We start from the raw sequence: 17,613 nt of genomic DNA on the forward strand, positions 1-17,613 counted from the left end.
AACACCTCTGCAAATCTGCAAAATTTTATCAATTACATTGAGCATACAGATTCCCATCATGGGAAGGTCAAGCATATTTTTTAAAAAAATTGGTCTTGACCTTACAATCATGACAAGGTTTAGACTTAGGGTTATCCAAACAAATATCTCGTTCTTGATGGAGTATGAATATGAAACTACTTATTGAAAATATGACTTGTGGTGGCTGCGCTCGTGGTGTGACAGCAACGATTCAAGATGTCGACCCAAATGCAAAAGTAGATGTAGATTTAGCGACAAAAATCGTAACTGTAGAAACCAGTGAAAGCCTCGATAAAATTACCGAAGCGCTGGACGAAGATGGTTTCCCAGCTCAAGTGCAGTAAGAATTTACATAACGCATAGCTTCAAACTTTGAGGCTATGCATTCGTCTTATTTAAAAATCGATGCCGTTTGAATCATCTATCGGGTTTTGATCAAGTGTAAAAACAGTGCGTTGATAAGGTATCCCTTCTAAATCGTAGACCTGATAAATACAATCAAATAAGAGTTGTAAGTCCTCACTTTTGTCCATTGCGCGTGCAGTAATAAAAATCGGACTGACTGCCCCATTGTCGAGAATTGGAATGTAATTTAAATGAGGAAAGCGAATGGTATCGGCACTGGCAGGAATAATACATAAGCCTTCTCCCGCTGCAACCAAGCCCAAAGCCAACTGAATTTCCCGTATCTCATGCATATTTTTTGGAACCAAACTATGCTCGGCAAAAATATTTAAAAGCTGGGTCGAAAAATTGGGTTTCGGCGAAGTGGGATACATAAACATCTTTTCATCAATGAGATCGGCTAGATATACCCCTTCTGTACGCTGAGCAATTGGGTGGCTCGTATGGGCAGCAACCACCAAGCGTTCTTTACGTAGCAGAATGCGTCTCACCGCAGGATCACTAATTCTTAGGCGCCCAAACCCAACATCAATACGCCCTTCTTTTAATGCCTGTAGTTGCTCAGTCGTACTTAACTCCATCAATTGAATATTCAGATGCGGCTGCTGCTGGCGAAATAAATAGATAATTCGCGGCAGTAAACCATAAAGTAAAGACCCGACAAAACCAATCGTCACACTACGTTCAATCAGACCAATACGTTTGGTCATACTTTTTATTTCTTCAGCATTCGACAAAAGTTTAAGGGCATGCTGATAAAAGAAATGTCCAGCTGGGGTTGTCTGTAAAGGACGGCTGCCACGCTCAAACAGTTGAATTCCAAGCTCACTTTCCAAATTTTGAATCTGTCGACTCAAAGGTGGTTGAGCGATAAATAGTTTTTCCGCGGCTTTTGTAAAGCTCTGCTCTTCAACAACAGCCACAAAATACCGTAAATGTCTTAGTTCCATAAGGCTTCCATACCTTTAAGATATAAAAAAATGCAAATTCAGTCTTAGACACAGTTTAACCATTCTTTTAAGGTATATACAAGCAACAAACCGATGAAGTGATGAATTGCTTTGTGAAAAAGCCTTCTTGCCAATCTTCCAGTGATTCATCTTCATCAATTCACGGTTAAACACCCAGCGCGCTCATGCGCTTCATTGACAATATTAGGATATCAAGACCTTTTAGATCGTAGCTAAGGCCTTGGTGACTTCCACACTTTTGGAAAGTCGGAGAACGGACATGCCACGTATTCCTGTAATCAATACCAGCCATCTTGACCGTATTGATGAATTACTTGTCGATAACATCGATACAGGTGAATTTAAACTTCACCGCTCAGTTTTTACTGACGAAGCCCTATTTGACCTTGAAATGAAATACATCTTCGAAGGCAATTGGGTTTACTTAGCACACGAAAGCCAAATTCCAAATAATAATGACTACTACACCACTCACATTGGTCGTCAGCCCGTCATCATTGCACGCAACCGTAACGGCGAATTGAATGCCATGATCAATGCGTGTTCACACCGCGGAGCACAACTTTGCCGTCACAAACGTGGTAACAAAGCAACATATACCTGCCCTTTCCATGGTTGGACTTTTAACAACTCAGGCAAACTTCTAAAAGTTAAAGATCCAAGCGAAGCTGGTTACTCTGACTGTTTTAATCAAGACGGCTCACACGACCTTAAAAAAGTAGCTCGCTTTGAGAACTACAAAGGCTTCTTGTTTGGCAGCTTAAATCCGGATGTTCCTTCACTTGAAGAATTTTTGGGTGAAACCACCAAAATCATCGACATGATTGTTGACCAGTCTGAACATGGTCTGGAAGTTTTACGTGGTTCATCTACCTATACCTATGAAGGCAACTGGAAACTCACCGCTGAAAATGGTGCCGATGGTTACCACGTTTCTGCTGTTCACTGGAACTATGCAGCAACGACTCAACACCGTAAAGAAACACAAGCTGCCGATAACATCCGTGCGATGAGTGCAGGTTCTTGGGGTAAACAAGGCGGTGGCTCGTATGGCTTTGAAAATGGCCACATGTTGCTTTGGACACAATGGGCAAACCCAGAAGACCGTCCAAACTTCCCGAATGCAGACGAATACACCGAAAAATACGGTGAAGCAATGTCGAAATGGATGATTGAGCGCTCACGTAACCTGTGCCTCTATCCAAACGTTTATTTGATGGATCAGTTCGGTTCGCAAATTCGTGTACTTCGCCCACTTTCTGTCAATAGAACCGAAGTCACCATTTACTGTATCGCACCTAAAGGCGAAGCACCTGAAGCTCGCGCGCGTCGTATCCGTCAATATGAAGATTTCTTTAATGCCTCAGGCATGGCAACACCAGACGATTTAGAAGAATTCCGTGCTTGTCAGGCAGGCTACGCAGGTATTGCACTTGAATGGAATGACATGTGCCGTGGTTCAAAACATTGGATTTATGGGCCAGACGATGCAGCAAACGAAATTGGTTTAAAACCAATGTTAAGTGGTATCAAAACTGAAGATGAAGGTCTTTATCTTGCCCAACATCAATATTGGTTACACACCATGAAACATGCGATTGCATCAGAGAAAGAAATTGCTGATCAGGGAGAAACAGCATGAGCACTCAAGACAAAGCAACTTTAGAAAATATTGCTCAGTTTCTCTATCGCGAAGCTCGCTTTTTAGATGATGAACAATGGGATGACTGGCTTGCATGCTATGCACCGGAAGCCTCTTTCTGGATGCCAGCTTGGGATGATGACGATAAATTAACTGAAGATCCACAATCTGAAATTTCACTTATTTATTACCCAGACCGTCAAGGTTTAGAAGATCGCGTGTTCCGTATTAAAACTGAGCGTTCATCTGCAACCATGCCAGACACACGCACAAGCCACAATATTGCCAACGTTGAAGTCGTAGAGCGCGATGGAGATAAAGTTACTGTTCGCTTTAACTGGAATACCTTGAGTTTCCGTTACAAGACAAATTACAGCTATTTCGGTATGTCACGTTATGTGATCGATTTTTCAGGTGATCAACCAAAAATCTTGAGCAAATATGTCGTTTTGAAAAATGACTACATTAATCAAGTGATTGATATTTACCACCTTTAAGACATACCCCCTCAGTTAAACGGACTGTTGGCTGAGGGTAAAAGTTTCAAATATTTTGTAGGATACATGCCATGTCAAACCACAATATTGCACTTCAATTTGAAGATGGTGTTACACGTTTCATTAACGTAGCTCAAGGAGAAACCTTATCTGACGCAGCCTATCGCCAAAAAATTAATATTCCTTTGGATTGCCGTGATGGTGCATGTGGAACTTGCCGCGCATTTTGCGAGTCAGGTCATTATGACATGCCAGAAGAAACCTATATTGAAGATGCATTAACACCAGAAGAAGCCGAGCAAGGTTATATTCTTGCTTGCCAATGCCGCCCAACTTCAGACGCCGTATTTCAAATTCAAGCATCATCAGATGTCTGTAAAACAGAAATTCATAGCTTCCAAGGCACATTAGCCCGCGTTGAAAACTTATCAGATTCAACCATCACGTTTGATATTCAACTTGATGAAGGCCAACCGGATATTCATTTCCTTGCAGGCCAGTACGTCAACGTTGCAATTCCTGAAACTGGCGAAACACGTTCATATTCATTTAGCTCAAAACCGGGTAATCGTTTAACTGGCTTTGTGGTACGTAACGTACCGAATGGCAAAATGAGTGAATTCTTAAGTAAGAACGCCCAAGCTGGTGACAAAATGAAATTTACTGGTCCATTCGGTAGCTTCTATTTGCGTAATGTAGCACGTCCTGTGCTGATGCTGGCAGGCGGTACTGGCATTGCCCCATTTATGTCGATGTTACAAGTGCTTGAAGAAAAAGGTTCAGAACAGCCTGTTCGTTTAGTCTTTGGCGTAACTAATGACTTTGATTTGGTTGCCCTTGAAAAACTCAATGAGTTGCAGGCGAAATTCCCATGGTTTGAATATCGTACTGTAGTTGCAAGCCCTGAAAGTAACCATGAACGCAAAGGCTATGTCACTGGTCATATTGAAAGTGAATGGTTAAACAGTGGCGATGTCGATGTTTATCTATGTGGACCAGTTCCAATGGTAGAGGCTGTACGGGGCTGGTTAGAAACTGAAAATATCAAACCCGCTAATTTCTTGTTTGAAAAATTCTCTGCAAACTAATTCAAGGTGGAGAAGTTATCTATGTCAAACCGTCAAAGATTTACCGATAAAGTCGTGATTGTTACGGGTAGTGCTCAAGGTATTGGACGTGGCGTGGCCCTGCAAGTCGCGGCTGAAGGTGGACAAGTCATCATGGCTGACCGCTCTGAATATGTTGAAGAAGTTCTCAAAGAAATTCAGAGCATAGGTGGCGATGCTGTTACGATTAATGCCGACCTTGAAACCTATGCAGGTGCACAAGCGGTGGTTGCAAAAGCGATTGAACACTATGGTCGGGTAGATATCCTGATTAATAATGTAGGTGGCGCGATCTGGATGAAACCTTTTGAAGAGTTTTCCGAAGAAGAGATCATTAAGGAAGTGAATCGCTCATTGTTTCCAACTTTATGGTGCTGCCGCGCTGTGTTGCCCGCCATGATTAAGCAACAATCGGGGGTTATTGTAAATGTATCTTCAATTGCAACCCGTGGTATTAACCGTATTCCCTACTCGGCATCTAAAGGTGGTGTAAATGCTTTAACAGCATCTCTTGCTTTTGAACATGCTAAAGACGGGATCCGAGTCAATGCCGTTGCGACGGGTGGAACCGAAGCACCACCTCGCAAAGTACCGCGTAACGCCAACCCATTAAGTCAAAATGAAAAAAACTGGATGCAGCAAGTGGTTGATCAAACAATAGATCGAACATTTATGGGTCGTTATGGCACAATTCAAGAACAAGTGAATGCAATTTTATTTCTTGCATCAGACGAAGCATCGTATATGACCGGATCGGTTATTTCGGTCGGAGGTGGAGATCAGGGTTAACCCTGATCTTTTTATATGATTGGGTAAATAACATGATTTGCATGGAGGCAATCACACATGGCAACCCTGTTAAAGACATTAAAAAATGACTGGTCCATATCAGCAACAGTTGCTGGCTTTCTTGCGGTTTTAATTTCTTACTCAGGCCCACTGATTATTTTCTTTCAAGCTGCTCAGCGTGCTCATGTATCCACCGATATGATGGTGTCATGGATTTGGGGAATTTCAATTGGTGCTGCTGTTTCAGGTATTTATCTTTCGATTAAATATAAAACTCCTGTTATAACCGCATGGTCAGCACCGGGTACAGCCCTGTTAGTTACCCTATTTCCAAACGTCTCGTTGAATGAAGCGGTAGCCGCCTATATTACTTCTGCCATCGTTATTTTTTTAATTGGCGTTACAGGTTACTTCGACAAATTACTTAAATGGATTCCGCAAGACGTCGCTGCGGGCATGATGGCAGGTATTCTTTTTCAATTTGGTATTGGCCTATTTACCGCATCTGATAGCATGCCTTTTATTGTCTTTAGCATGCTGATTGTCTTTTTAATTGCCAAGCGTTTAATGCCACGCTACACCATGATTTGGGTGTTGGCTGCCGGAGTTTTATTAAGCCTCATTTTAGGCAAAATGAATCCTGTTGATGTGAGTTTTAGTTTAGCGATTCCGCAGTGGATTAGCCCAGAGTGGACATGGAACTCAACTCTTAACCTTGCTCTTCCTCTCATTTTAGTCAGCTTAACTGGTCAATTTTTACCGGGTATGGCGATCATGAAACTCAGCGGTTACGACACGCCAGCCAAACCGATTATTAGCGTTACCAGTATTGCCTCTTTAGCTGTTGCCTGCGTCGGCGGTATTACCATTGTGCTTGCCTCAATTACCGCAGCTTTATGTATGGGCAAAGATGCACATGAACTGAAAGAAAAACGCTATATCGCGGGTATCGCTAATGGAATTTTTTATATTTTAGGAGGCTTATTTGCTGGCAGTATTGTCATGCTATTTAGCTTACTTCCTAAAGAGTTGGTTGCAGCACTGGCAGGTTTAGCTTTGCTTGGTGCAATTGCTACCAATATTTCTGTTGCTATGAGAAATGATAGTCAACGCGATGCTGCACTTATTACCTTTTTAGCAACAGCATCAGGCATGCATTTTCTTGGATTAAGCTCAGTTTTTTGGGGTATTTGCATTGGTGTAATCGCCCATTTCATTCTCACACCACGATCAACTCCAGCCACAAATTAAGTTTTTTATCTAAACACTCCAACCAAAATAAAGCCTCAATCGCCAAATCAGGATGCAAATAATTTGCTAACCCTGATTTGGCGATTTTTATTTAATATCAATTAAATTTCATTTTCAAAGGTCAATTTCTAAAATAATTAAATAATAGACTTTAATCTCCTATCTTAATATTTTCATTCCAATTCATAATATAAATTTAGCTCTATTTTTATCAGTGATTCTTAGCAAGAAAATCAAGAATAAAACACCAATAAAAACATTGAAATTCTCACCATATAATATTTACCATCATTTAATACAGATAATAAAACCCATCTCAAAAATAAAAATAAATTCATATTTTCAAATAGTTAAATTAATAAAAACACAATACCTTAAAGACATAAAGATATATCAATTAGGTTTTTGACTCTAACTGAATAACAAAATAGTTTATTAAAAAATAACGCGATACTTCACAAATTGGAGGTGAAGAAAATGGATACAAGCAAGGTTAATATTAATGAGCTAATTGATAAGGCCAGTTTTACTTCTTTTCATTGGAAAGTTTTAATCTGGTGCTTACTTATTATTATTTTTGATGGATATGATTTAGTCATTTATGGAGTAGCACTCCCTTTATTAATGCAACAATGGTCATTAACTGCGGTAGAAGCAGGTTTGCTGGCAAGCGCGGCTCTATTTGGCATGATGTTTGGTGCCATGATTTTCGGCACACTTTCGGACAAGCTCGGGCGTAAAAAAACCATCCTGATTTGTGTGACTTTATTTAGTGGATTTACCTTTATCGGTGCTTTTGCCAAAGGGCCAACTGAGTTTGCTATTTTGCGCTTTATTGCAGGTCTTGGGATTGGTGGCGTGATGCCAAACGTGGTCGCACTCATGACCGAATATGCGCCTAAAAAAATTCGTAGTACATTGGTCGCAATCATGTTTAGTGGTTACGCAATTGGTGGCATGACATCTGCCCTACTCGGTGCATGGCTCGTTAAGGATATGGGCTGGCAAATCATGTTTTTACTTGCAGGTATTCCACTGCTATTACTCCCACTGATCTGGAAGTTTTTACCAGAGTCTCTCACCTTTTTAGTGAAATCTAATCAGAGTGAACAGGCTAAAAGTATTGTCAGCAAAATTGCACCTCAAACTCAGGTAAATGCCAATACACAACTGGTGTTAAACGAAAGCACAACAACTGAAGCACCTGTCCGTGCGCTTTTCCAACAAGGCCGTACCTTCAGCACATTTATGTTCTGGATTGCTTTCTTTATGTGCTTACTCATGGTGTATGCCTTAGGAAGCTGGTTACCTAAACTTATGCTGCAAGCGGGCTATTCGCTAGGTGCGAGCATGTTGTTCCTGTTTGCACTTAACATCGGTGGCATGGTCGGTGCTATTGGTGGCGGTGCTTTAGCAGACAGATTCCATTTAAAACCTGTTATTACCATCATGTTTATTGTAGGGTCAGCAGCTTTAATTTTACTTGGCATCAATAGTCCACAATTTATTTTATATAGCCTGATTGCTATTGCTGGTGCTGCCACAATTGGTTCGCAAATTTTACTCTACACTTTCGTTGCACAGTTCTATCCGACAGCACTTCGTTCAACTGGCATGGGCTGGGCATCTGGAATTGGTCGTATTGGCGCGATTATCGGCCCCGTTTTAACTGGAGCTCTACTTACATTTGAGCTTCCTCACCAAATGAATTTCTTAGCAATTGCAATTCCGGGTGTGATTGCTGCACTTGCAATATTTATGGTCAATCTAAAAGCCTCTGTTGCCGCACAAACGCCATCAACATTTAACACTCAAAACACGCTTACCCAGCAGTAAACATACATGCGCCTAGGACTGGCGCATTTATCACGGAAATGGATTATGGAATTATTACATTGCTTTAAGCCACATGCTTTAACCTTTGCAACCTTAGTATTGATGTGTGGCAATTCATTCGCTGCAAATCCAAATCAGCAGGCTGAAGATGAATGGAAATTCACTTTAAAAAACGCCTATATCAACCGTAATTTTGATAATGATGCGCTCAAAGATACAGGTAGTTGGTCTCAGGCAGCATCATTATTTTATAAATCGAAAATGCATGACACTCCGCTGCAAATTGCAGACAAACCTATTACGATTGGTGCAGATGCTTCTGTTCAATACGCCGTGCGCCTAAGTTCGGACAAACATGTTGCGGACACAGTTTTGCCTTTTAACAAGGAAACGCAATCTCAGGCATCTGACTATTTAAAATACGGCGCCACTTTAAAACTGGGCTATGACAAAACCCTTTTAAGTGTCGGTGAACTCTGGCTAGACCTGCCTGTAACCGCTGTCGATGCCAGCCGACAATTGCTCGCTTCTTATTGGGGAACCAATTTAAAGTCGCAACTTTCGGATCAACTTTATGCCGAAATTGGTCGAGTTGAAAAAGTCTCGCCACGAAATGAAGAAGACTTTAAAAAGTTTTCTTTTACGGCAAATGGAATTACCAAAGAATCTGATGGCTTAAACTACGTTGATCTACGTTATCAATTTACGCCGTCACTCAAGGGTGAATACTACTTTGGTAATTTAGAAGACCTCTATAACAAACACTATGTTGGGCTTGAGCATAATTGGAAACAACCTAATTTCGCTCTTACTTCTAAGTTTAAATACTTCAATGCAAAAGATGATGGCAACACTTTTGATATCGATGCACAAAACATTGGAGTGCTGGAAACTGTTAAAGTAAAAAACCATACTTTCGGCTTGGGCTACCAACAAATCATGGGTGAGTCAGCTTACCCATTACCGGATGGTTTCTTACCAGAAACCTATTTCATTAACTGGAATGCTACTGGTTTCTTTAAAGAAGATGAAAAGTCTTACCATGTCATGTATGGCTACGACTTTAAAGATTATGTGCCGGGTTTAAATGCGATGGTGAAATATGTGTATGGCCATGATTTTAAAGCAGCCAATGGTGAGAAAAACCACGAAACTGAGTCGAACGTCATTCTTAACTACGCATTTCAACAGCCGTTCTTAAAAGGTGTTGCTCTGCAATACATTCGCATTGATTACAATGTTAAACATGGCAATGATTTTGGTGAAGACCGCTTGTTTGTAAACTACACCAAAAAGTTTTAATAACTTTTAATTCAATCTAAGCGGGCTATTTTGGCTCGCTTTTTATATTATTTCACTCATAAAAAAAACGCCCTTACGAGCGTTTTTAATTAATCTAGCAACTTAAGCAACGTGCTTTTGTACAACAATCGAACCTACTGAATAACCAGCACCAAAAGATGAAATCACGCCATACTCGCCATCATTCACTTCATGCCCTGTACGGTGCAAAGCAATAATCACACCTGCTGAAGAGGTATTAGCAAACTCATCTAAAATAATTGGTGCGCGGCTTAAATCTGCCTCTTTACCAGCAACATATTTCAAGATTAGTTCATTCATGTTGGCATTAGCTTGGTGTAACCAGAAACGTTTAATATCGTTTGCAGTTAACTGCATTTTTTCTAACTGCGCATTAATGATTTTTGCTACGAGTGGACAAACATCTTTAAATACTTTGCGGCCATCTTGACGGAATAATTTGTCGTCAACTACAGCATCTTCGCTACGGTTTAAGAAGCCGAAGTTATTACGAATGTTATTTGAAAATTGAGTAAATAGATGAATATCTAAAATTTCAAAACCAGTTTTAGTCGTAGTCTCTTCAATAATAGAAGCAGTTGCAACATCACCAAAAATGAAGTGACAATCACGGTTACGGTAATCTAGGTGACCAGAGGTAATCTCAACATTCACCAATAAAACACGGCGAGCGCCTGAACGAATTGCATCTGCCGCTTGTTTCAAACCAAAAGTAGCAGCTGAACATGCAACATTCATGTCATATGCATAACCTTGAATACCTAGCGCCGACTGGATTTCAATCGCGACTGCCGGATAAGCACGCTGCATGTTTGAACATGCCAAAATTACGACATCAATATCTTCAGCAGTAACCCCTGCATTTTCCATTGCTTGTTTAGCCGCAATAACGCCCCATTCGGCCTGAAGAGACAGCTCATCATTTGAACGCTCAGACAAACGAGGACGTAAACGAGTCGGATCGAGAATTCCTGATTTTTCGATTACGTAACGGCTTTTAATACCAGAAGCTTTTTCAATAAATTCAGCACTTGAACCACGTAATTCTTCAAGCTCGCCAGATGCAATTTGCTCTGCATTGTCTTGGTTATATTGTTCCACATAAGCATTTAAACTGACGGCCAGTTCTTCATTAGAAATGGTTTCTGTTGGATGAAATAGCCCAGTACCTGTAATACGAATGCCCATGTAAAACTCCTAAAAAAATGAAAAGGGTCTGTTAATCTTTCATTTATAAATTGCGTTGTTCGCTAAAAACAACATAAACAGACCCATATCTATTTTAACTGATTCCCAAACGATCCCATAACTTTTGCAGTCGAGTTGGTGAAATAGGCATCTTGGTTTTCATCGGTTGAGAAAATAAAGAAATGCGAAATTCTTCCAACATCAAATACAATTCTTTGATTTTAGGATCATTTTTCAATTTAAACACCTTGTCCATCCATGGATCGACATCGTCAATTGCTGCATGATCTCGCTGTAGATTATTGGGCAATCGGTCTAAACGCAATAGCAGCGCTTTCAAATAACGCGGGTATTCCTGCCAAAGATCGACAGGCTGGCAATAAACAAAATTGCCAAGTGACATTAAATCTAACTGATCTTCAATATCATCAATACTTCGACCAAATATCTCTGGATCAAGCACCAAAAGCTGACGGCGAATTTGCTGCCATTGAATATAAATCTCGCTCAATTGCTCAAGAGCCTGCTGACCATAACTCAAAAATTGCTTTTTGACCTGTTCTAGCAGTTTATTAAATTCATCTGCATTAATTGGCAGAGTCTTAATTGCCATTTGCAAAGTTGCATAGACCAACATCTGCTCAAGTTTAGCTTTATCGCCCAAAGGTGAGTAAGCTAAAGCAAGCGGTTTTGAAATCTGCTTTTTCAATTGACGAACCAAGTCACCAAGTTGCATGTGTACCAGGCGGATAATGCCTTCACGATGGTGTTTAATGGCTTCAGCCTGATCATTAAAGGTTTGTATGACAATACCAGAATCATCTTTAGCATCAGTTTCAGCAAAAGCTTTGGTCGGCACTAAAGCCTGATATTGTTTCACAACAACACCTGTGACCTTGTGCGAAGCCTCAAAAGTAAAGTTGTCAGGGAAGTTTTTAAACTCACCTTTTTGCTGTTTAACAGGGCGATGCGTTTCCACACGACAACGTGCTTTTAACTCTGGCAGATCACGGCCTTTGGCAATCAATTTACCTTTTTCATCAATGACTTTAATGAACGGCACCAAATATGGGTCAATGCGTTCAAACGAGAAATCTTTGTCTGTAATTTGCTCGCCACGTAAGGCAAAAGCTAAATAACTAAAAATATGTTCGCGTAAATGTACTGCATCAATACCCTGCATGAGCTTACGAGCTGTATCAGGAATAGGCACTACATTACGACGCTTGTCTTTAGGTAACGCTTTGAGTAAAGCCTCAATTAAGTCTTGGCGCCAGCCCGGAATTCCCCATGACCAAATATTTTCATCGACTTGAGGTAGTGCCTGAACAGGAATCTGAACAGTTGCGCCATCTTCGTCATGGCTTGGGTCAAAATGATATGTCGTCGCTAAACGTAGCTGCCCATTATGCAGATGATCTGGAAATTGCTGCGTAGTTGGTCGATCATTGAGCCAAAGCGCATCATCCTCAACAAATAAATAACGTGGATTATTTGCTTCTACCGTCGCTCGCCAGTCTTCAAAACTACGACGGCTTGCAATTTCTTCGGGAATTTTAGAGGCATAGAACTGATAAATTGTTTCTTCATCAACCACCAAATCACGGCGACGCAATTTATCTTCAACTCGCTCCACTTCTTCAAGTTTAAGTAAGTTGTGTTTTAAAAATGGTGGAACTGTACCCAAATTACCTGTAGTTAATGCATCACGTAAGAAAATCTCATGTGCAGCAGGCTGGTCAACTTTTTCAAAATTAATTAAACGTTTTGGTTCAATAATTAAACCAAACAAGGAAATTTGCGCGTAGGCATTTACAATACCGGATTTTTTAGACCAATGCGGTTCAAAATAGTGATATTTCAACAAGTCACGTGCAGCGAGCAAAATCCATTCAGGATCAATTTTGGCTAAAGTACGTAAATATACCTGAGACGTTTCGACCATCTCAAAAGCCATCACCCAAGAGGTATTGGTTTTGTGCAAAGTACTTGCTGGAAAAACTTTTGCCTTTTGCTGACGCACCGCCATAAAGGTGTTGCGTTCATCTGTTTTATTGGCAATGAAAGAAAGTAACCCAGTCAGCAACGCACGATGCAAATTTTCATAATTTGCATCTTTTTCATTAAAGCTGAGTTTTAAACCTTCTGCTAATTCAACCAATTGCTGATGCGTTTGTTTCCACTCACGTAAACGCAACCAACTTAAAAAATTCTCCTTCGCAAAGTGACGTCGTTTATTTTCAGACATACTTGCTTCATCTTTAGGATTTAAAGTATCCCAAAGTTTCAAATAAAACAGAAAATCTGAATCTGCTTCTTTGAACAATGCATGCTTTTGGTCAGCCTGCATCTGTTTGTCTGCTGGGCGTTCACGAGGATCTTGAACTGCTAAAGCACTCACCACAATCAAGATTTCTTTGAGTACACCAAAATGTGCACCGCCAATAATCATACGCGCTAAACGTGGGTCAATCGGCATACGTGCCATCATTTGCCCGACTTTGGTCAGCTCATTTTTCTTCTCATTCATTGCCCCTAACTCAATCAAGAGCTTTCGACCATCGTTTACAAGACGGAAATCTGGCGGTTCAATAAAATCGAAGTTTTCTAACTCACCTAAGCCCAAACTTTGCATTTGCAAAATAACGGAAGCTAAGTTAGTTCGTTTAATTTCCGGTTCGGTAAATTCTGGACGGCTTAAAAAGTCTTCTTCGCTGTATAAACGAATACAGACACCAGCAGCAATACGACCGCAACGTCCTTTACGCTGATTGGCAGCGGCTTGGGAAATAGCTTCAATCGGTAAGCGTTGAACCCGTGATCGATAGTTATAACGAGAAATACGAGCAAAACCGCTATCGATCACATAGCGAATATTTGGAACAGTAAGCGCGGTTTCGGCTACGTTGGTCGCAATAATAATACGACGACCTTTACCACCTGGACTAAAAATCTTTTGTTGTTCAGAAACAGCTAAGCGCGCGTATAGAGGAAGAATTTCGGTATGTCTTGGCCCGTACTTTTGCAAGGTTTCCTGTAATTCACGAATTTCTTGCTCTGTGCTTGAGAAAATCAGAATATCGGCATGTTCAGGATGACCTTTTGCTTCGGCATCGGCAAAACATTCTTCAACCGCTTGTACCACTGCACGTGGTAGATTTTCTTCAAAATCATCAAACTCATCGTCGTCACTTCCGCCAATATTCATCTCTGAAATTGGACGATAAAGCACTTCAACAGGATAACTACGCCCTTCAACTTCAAAAATTGGTGCGTCATTAAAGTAATTACTAAAACGATTTACATCTAAAGTTGCAGAAGTCACGATAACTTTAAGGTCTGGGCGTTTTGGCAGTAACTGCTTTAAATAGCCCATAATAAAATCGATATTGAGTGAGCGTTCATGTGCCTCATCAATAATGATCGTGTCATATTTAGACAAAAAGCGGTCATTGCCTAACTCGGCAAGTAAAATACCATCGGTCATTAACCGGACAATCGAATCTTGCGAACCTTGTTCATTAAATCGGATTTTAAAACCAATCGACTCGCCAAGCTTTTCGCCGACTTCCTCAGCAATACGCTGCGACACACTACGTGCTGCTAAACGGCGTGGCTGTGTATGACCAATCATACCTGTTAAGCCACGACCTGCTAACATTGCAATTTGGGGAAGCTGAGTGGTTTTACCGGAACCTGTTTCACCTGCCACAATAATGACCTGATGCTTTTGAATTGCATCAATTAGACGGTCAGCATATTGAGAAACCGGTAGTTCCTGATTTAGTTTAATTTCAGGTAAACGTGCAAAGCGCTGTCTTACTTTGGCATTAGATTGTTCAAATAATTTTTCAATCTCTGCTGTATTGGCTTTTTTATCTTTACGTAAACGATTTAAACGGTGACGATCTCTTGCCATCACCCACTGATCTATATTTAAACCATTCTGCACAAACAAACTTTCCTGAAAATACAACAATCCGCTATTTTACGCTTTAATGTGCATAAGGTAAAACAATTGGTTTTTGATATATTTTTAATTTTTTTACATTTTACCCTTGAATTCTCACTAACGAGACTTCATGTTGTTAGGCAAGTTTCTTTTACTATAACTGTCATTTGATTTACATGTTTTTGCAGTCAAATCGAGTACAGTGTTTGGGGACTTAAAAATCGCAAATTTATCACTTATTCAATTTTCCGATTTTAGTCATGTAAAAATACTATTTCCCCAATAAAGAATTTTTATTTATTCTACATCTCGTAAACAAGTTTAAATATAAACCTCAATCATGGAGACAATGATGAGCTTGATTAATACTGAAGTTAAACCATTCCAAGCAACTGCTTACCACAACGGCCAATTTGTTGAAGTTAACGAAACTAACCTTAAAGGTAAGTGGTCTGTTGTATTCTTCTATCCAGCTGACTTCACTTTCGTTTGTCCAACTGAACTTGGTGACTTAGCAGACAACTACGCTGAATTCCAAAAACTTGGTGTTGAAATTTATGCTGTATCTACTGATACACACTTCACGCACAAAGCTTGGCACGACACTTCTGACGAAATCAAAAAAATTCAATATCCATTAGTTGGTGACCCAACTTGGACTCTTTCTAAAAACTTCGACGTTCTTATCGAATCTGAAGGCTTAGCTGACCGCGGTACTTTCGTTATCGATCCAGAAGGTAAAATCCAAATCGTTGAACTTAACGCTGGTGGTATCGGCCGTGATGCGTCTGAACTTCTTCGTAAAGTAAAAGCTGCTCAATACGTACACTCTCACCCAGGTGAAGTTTGCCCAGCTAAATGGAAAGAAGGCGAAGCAACTCTTGCTCCATCTATCGACCTAGTTGGTAAAATCTAATTTTTTAGATTAGACCAATACGTCTGAAACCACCCTTTTTAGGGTGGTTTTTTTATTGGTTATTTTTATAAATCTAAGCCCTACTCCACACCAAAATTTTATAGCTAATTTTTTACAATTCTTATACTTATAAATTTATAGCAATATTCATTTATGAATTGTCAGCCTGCTTAACTTAGAGTACTGTCAAATGATGAAACAAAAGAGTTTTATATATGTATTAAAAGATCAAACAAAAGTAGGAGTAGTTATATGGAAAAATCTGTTGTTGTAACCTCTTGGAAATATGATGTTTCTTCACGCTATTTAAAAATTTTCTATAGCAATGGCTCAGGTGAGCTCTACCATCCAGTTCCAGAGTTTATCTACAATAATTTGTTACGTACCAATGATAAAACTGCATTTGTTCACAAATATCTTGAGTTTGATCTGCATTTTAACAGACTCCGTATTTCTGCTTAATCATAAAAAATCAGCCCGCTGGGGCTGATCTGTTTTATATCTTTTGGCTATTAAGCTGCGTTATTTTGCTCAATATATTTCTCTAGCATTTTTTCCTTCACATCAACATGCATATTGATTTTACTGAGGTCGCCCTTATAGTGCTCGACAACTCGATCATCCATAATTTTTGACCACCAAGATGGAATAAATGCAGGCAGAATCATTGCACCATAACCCGCTGGTAATTGCGGTGCATCTTCAAAGTGACGTAAAGTCTGAAAGCTGCGAGTTGGATTAGCATGATGATCTGAATGGCGTTGTAATTGATACAAGAACAAATTGGTCACCACATTATTATTGTTCCAGCTGTGCTCTGGCAAAGTACGTTCATATTGGCCATTTTCTTTCTTTGCACGCTTTAAACCATAATGTTCAATATAATTCACCGATTCAAACAAAGTTACTGCATAAGCGGCTTGAGTGACTTGGAATGGGATGGAACGCGTACCAAATTTCGTCAACATGGCTGCATGGTACACAGCAGACATCGCCCAACCATGAATCAGCTCATTTTCCTTACAGAAGAAAGGCAATTTCTTACGCTCTAAACGATTCTTTTCAATTTCGATCGCCGACTTAAAGCTACCGATCACGGTACGTGGTAAAAATTTCCAAAAGGTTTCACCAAATTGTGAAGATGCTGGGTCTTCAGGTGTCGCAACGCGACGGTGGTGTCCATAAGGATGTTCAATTCGGAAATGGTTATAACCCGATGGCGCTAAAGCTAAATGCGATAATAATGTTCAAGTTGCCCATTCTTGTGGCTAAGTTCATGGGCAGTATTAATCGCAATCCCATTGACCATTCCCACCAAAGTTCCCAGTAAAACCTGATCAGCAAGAGATGTATTTTTACGACTGGCTAAATATGCCCCATAGATATTGGTTGCATATTGCAAAGGAATAAAAAGTTTAACTATACGAGCGTAATACGGATCAGCTTCTAAATCCGCGATTGCATCTAATGGTGGATTTTCGGTGTCTTCACCAATCAATTTATCCAATGCTGGAATAACACCATGAAGAAATAATGGCCCAAATGAAGCAAAGAACTTTTTAGTTTTTTTAGGACCAAATTGATAGCCAGCTAGGCCACCCATGGCAATGGTCGGTACAGCCAAACCCAATAGCCATAAATGACGTTTTTTGTCCTTAAATGTTGTTGTCGCTTGCTCGACATCCAGTTGAGTATGCATATTCATTAGAGACTCCA

General features: G+C 40.1%; 12 protein-coding genes and 3 pseudogenes. 10 read left to right on the top strand and 5 right to left on the bottom strand.

From position 1 onward, the window contains the following. The first annotated feature begins 164 nt into the window (after positions 1–164). A complete protein-coding gene (locus RMB03_RS08125) occupies positions 165–365 on the top strand; it encodes a heavy-metal-associated domain-containing protein (protein ID WP_080632537.1) in 201 nt (66 codons plus the stop codon). A gap of 51 nt (positions 366–416) precedes the next feature. On the opposite strand, the gene RMB03_RS08130 is transcribed toward RMB03_RS08125, so the two are convergent. Then, positions 417–1,376 carry a LysR family transcriptional regulator gene (locus tag RMB03_RS08130; RefSeq protein ID WP_205469597.1) on the bottom strand — a complete coding sequence of 320 codons (960 nt, stop codon included), beginning with the start codon at positions 1,374–1,376 and terminating at the stop codon, positions 417–419. A 44-nt stretch (positions 1,377–1,420) separates the two neighbouring features. Next, positions 1,421–1,550, bottom strand: a pseudogene (locus RMB03_RS08135) (hypothetical protein). Between the two features lie 106 nt (positions 1,551–1,656). Here RMB03_RS08135 and benA point away from each other — a divergent pair. The 7 genes and pseudogenes from benA (at position 1,657) to RMB03_RS08170 (ending at position 9,820) form a co-directional block, all read left to right on the top strand. After that, positions 1,657–3,039, top strand: coding sequence for a benzoate 1,2-dioxygenase large subunit (gene benA, locus RMB03_RS08140; RefSeq protein WP_281831630.1), 1,383 nt, complete (start codon positions 1,657–1,659; stop codon positions 3,037–3,039). Then, positions 3,036–3,555 (top strand): annotated as a pseudogene (gene benB / locus RMB03_RS08145) (benzoate 1,2-dioxygenase small subunit). The gene benA and the pseudogene benB overlap by 4 nt, the downstream one beginning before the upstream one ends. A gap of 52 nt (positions 3,556–3,607) precedes the next feature. Beyond that, a complete protein-coding gene (gene benC / locus RMB03_RS08150) occupies positions 3,608–4,624 on the top strand; it encodes a benzoate 1,2-dioxygenase electron transfer component BenC (protein ID WP_311075238.1) in 1,017 nt (338 codons plus the stop codon). A 21-nt stretch (positions 4,625–4,645) separates the two neighbouring features. Then, the gene (locus tag RMB03_RS08155; RefSeq protein ID WP_311075240.1) at positions 4,646–5,431 is read left to right on the top strand and encodes a 1,6-dihydroxycyclohexa-2,4-diene-1-carboxylate dehydrogenase; all 786 of its coding nucleotides are present in this window, start codon (positions 4,646–4,648) and stop codon (positions 5,429–5,431) included. A gap of 57 nt (positions 5,432–5,488) precedes the next feature. Beyond that, a complete protein-coding gene (gene benE, locus RMB03_RS08160; protein WP_311075242.1) occupies positions 5,489–6,682 on the top strand; it encodes a benzoate/H(+) symporter BenE in 1,194 nt (397 codons plus the stop codon). A 477-nt stretch (positions 6,683–7,159) separates the two neighbouring features. Further along, positions 7,160–8,518 carry an aromatic acid/H+ symport family MFS transporter gene (locus RMB03_RS08165; protein ID WP_311075244.1) on the top strand — a complete coding sequence of 453 codons (1,359 nt, stop codon included), beginning with the start codon at positions 7,160–7,162 and terminating at the stop codon, positions 8,516–8,518. A 45-nt stretch (positions 8,519–8,563) separates the two neighbouring features. Then, positions 8,564–9,820 (top strand): OprD family outer membrane porin, encoded by a 1,257-nt coding sequence (locus RMB03_RS08170; RefSeq protein ID WP_311075246.1) that lies wholly within the window; start codon positions 8,564–8,566, stop codon positions 9,818–9,820. Positions 9,821–9,922: 102 nt separating this feature from the next. On the opposite strand, the gene RMB03_RS08175 is transcribed toward RMB03_RS08170, so the two are convergent. Then, positions 9,923–11,029 (bottom strand): beta-ketoacyl-ACP synthase III, encoded by a 1,107-nt coding sequence (locus tag RMB03_RS08175; RefSeq protein ID WP_311075247.1) that lies wholly within the window; start codon positions 11,027–11,029, stop codon positions 9,923–9,925. A 94-nt stretch (positions 11,030–11,123) separates the two neighbouring features. Next, positions 11,124–14,981 (bottom strand): ATP-dependent RNA helicase HrpA, encoded by a 3,858-nt coding sequence (hrpA, locus tag RMB03_RS08180; RefSeq protein ID WP_311075249.1) that lies wholly within the window; start codon positions 14,979–14,981, stop codon positions 11,124–11,126. 352 nt (positions 14,982–15,333) lie between these two features. On the opposite strand from hrpA, the gene ahpC reads away from it, so the two are divergent. Then, positions 15,334–15,897, top strand: a complete 564-nt coding sequence (gene ahpC, locus RMB03_RS08185; RefSeq protein WP_311075417.1) for an alkyl hydroperoxide reductase subunit C — start codon at positions 15,334–15,336, stop codon at positions 15,895–15,897. A gap of 252 nt (positions 15,898–16,149) precedes the next feature. Beyond that, a complete protein-coding gene (locus tag RMB03_RS08190; RefSeq protein ID WP_004793625.1) occupies positions 16,150–16,359 on the top strand; it encodes a KTSC domain-containing protein in 210 nt (69 codons plus the stop codon). 50 nt (positions 16,360–16,409) lie between these two features. Here RMB03_RS08190 and RMB03_RS08195 read toward each other — a convergent pair. Beyond that, positions 16,410–17,602: pseudogene (locus tag RMB03_RS08195) on the bottom strand (alkane 1-monooxygenase). Positions 17,603–17,613: the final 11 nt, after the last annotated feature.

The organism is Acinetobacter sp. V91_7 (assembly GCF_031799075.1).
GTDB classification, from domain to species: domain Bacteria; phylum Pseudomonadota; class Gammaproteobacteria; order Pseudomonadales; family Moraxellaceae; genus Acinetobacter; species Acinetobacter calcoaceticus.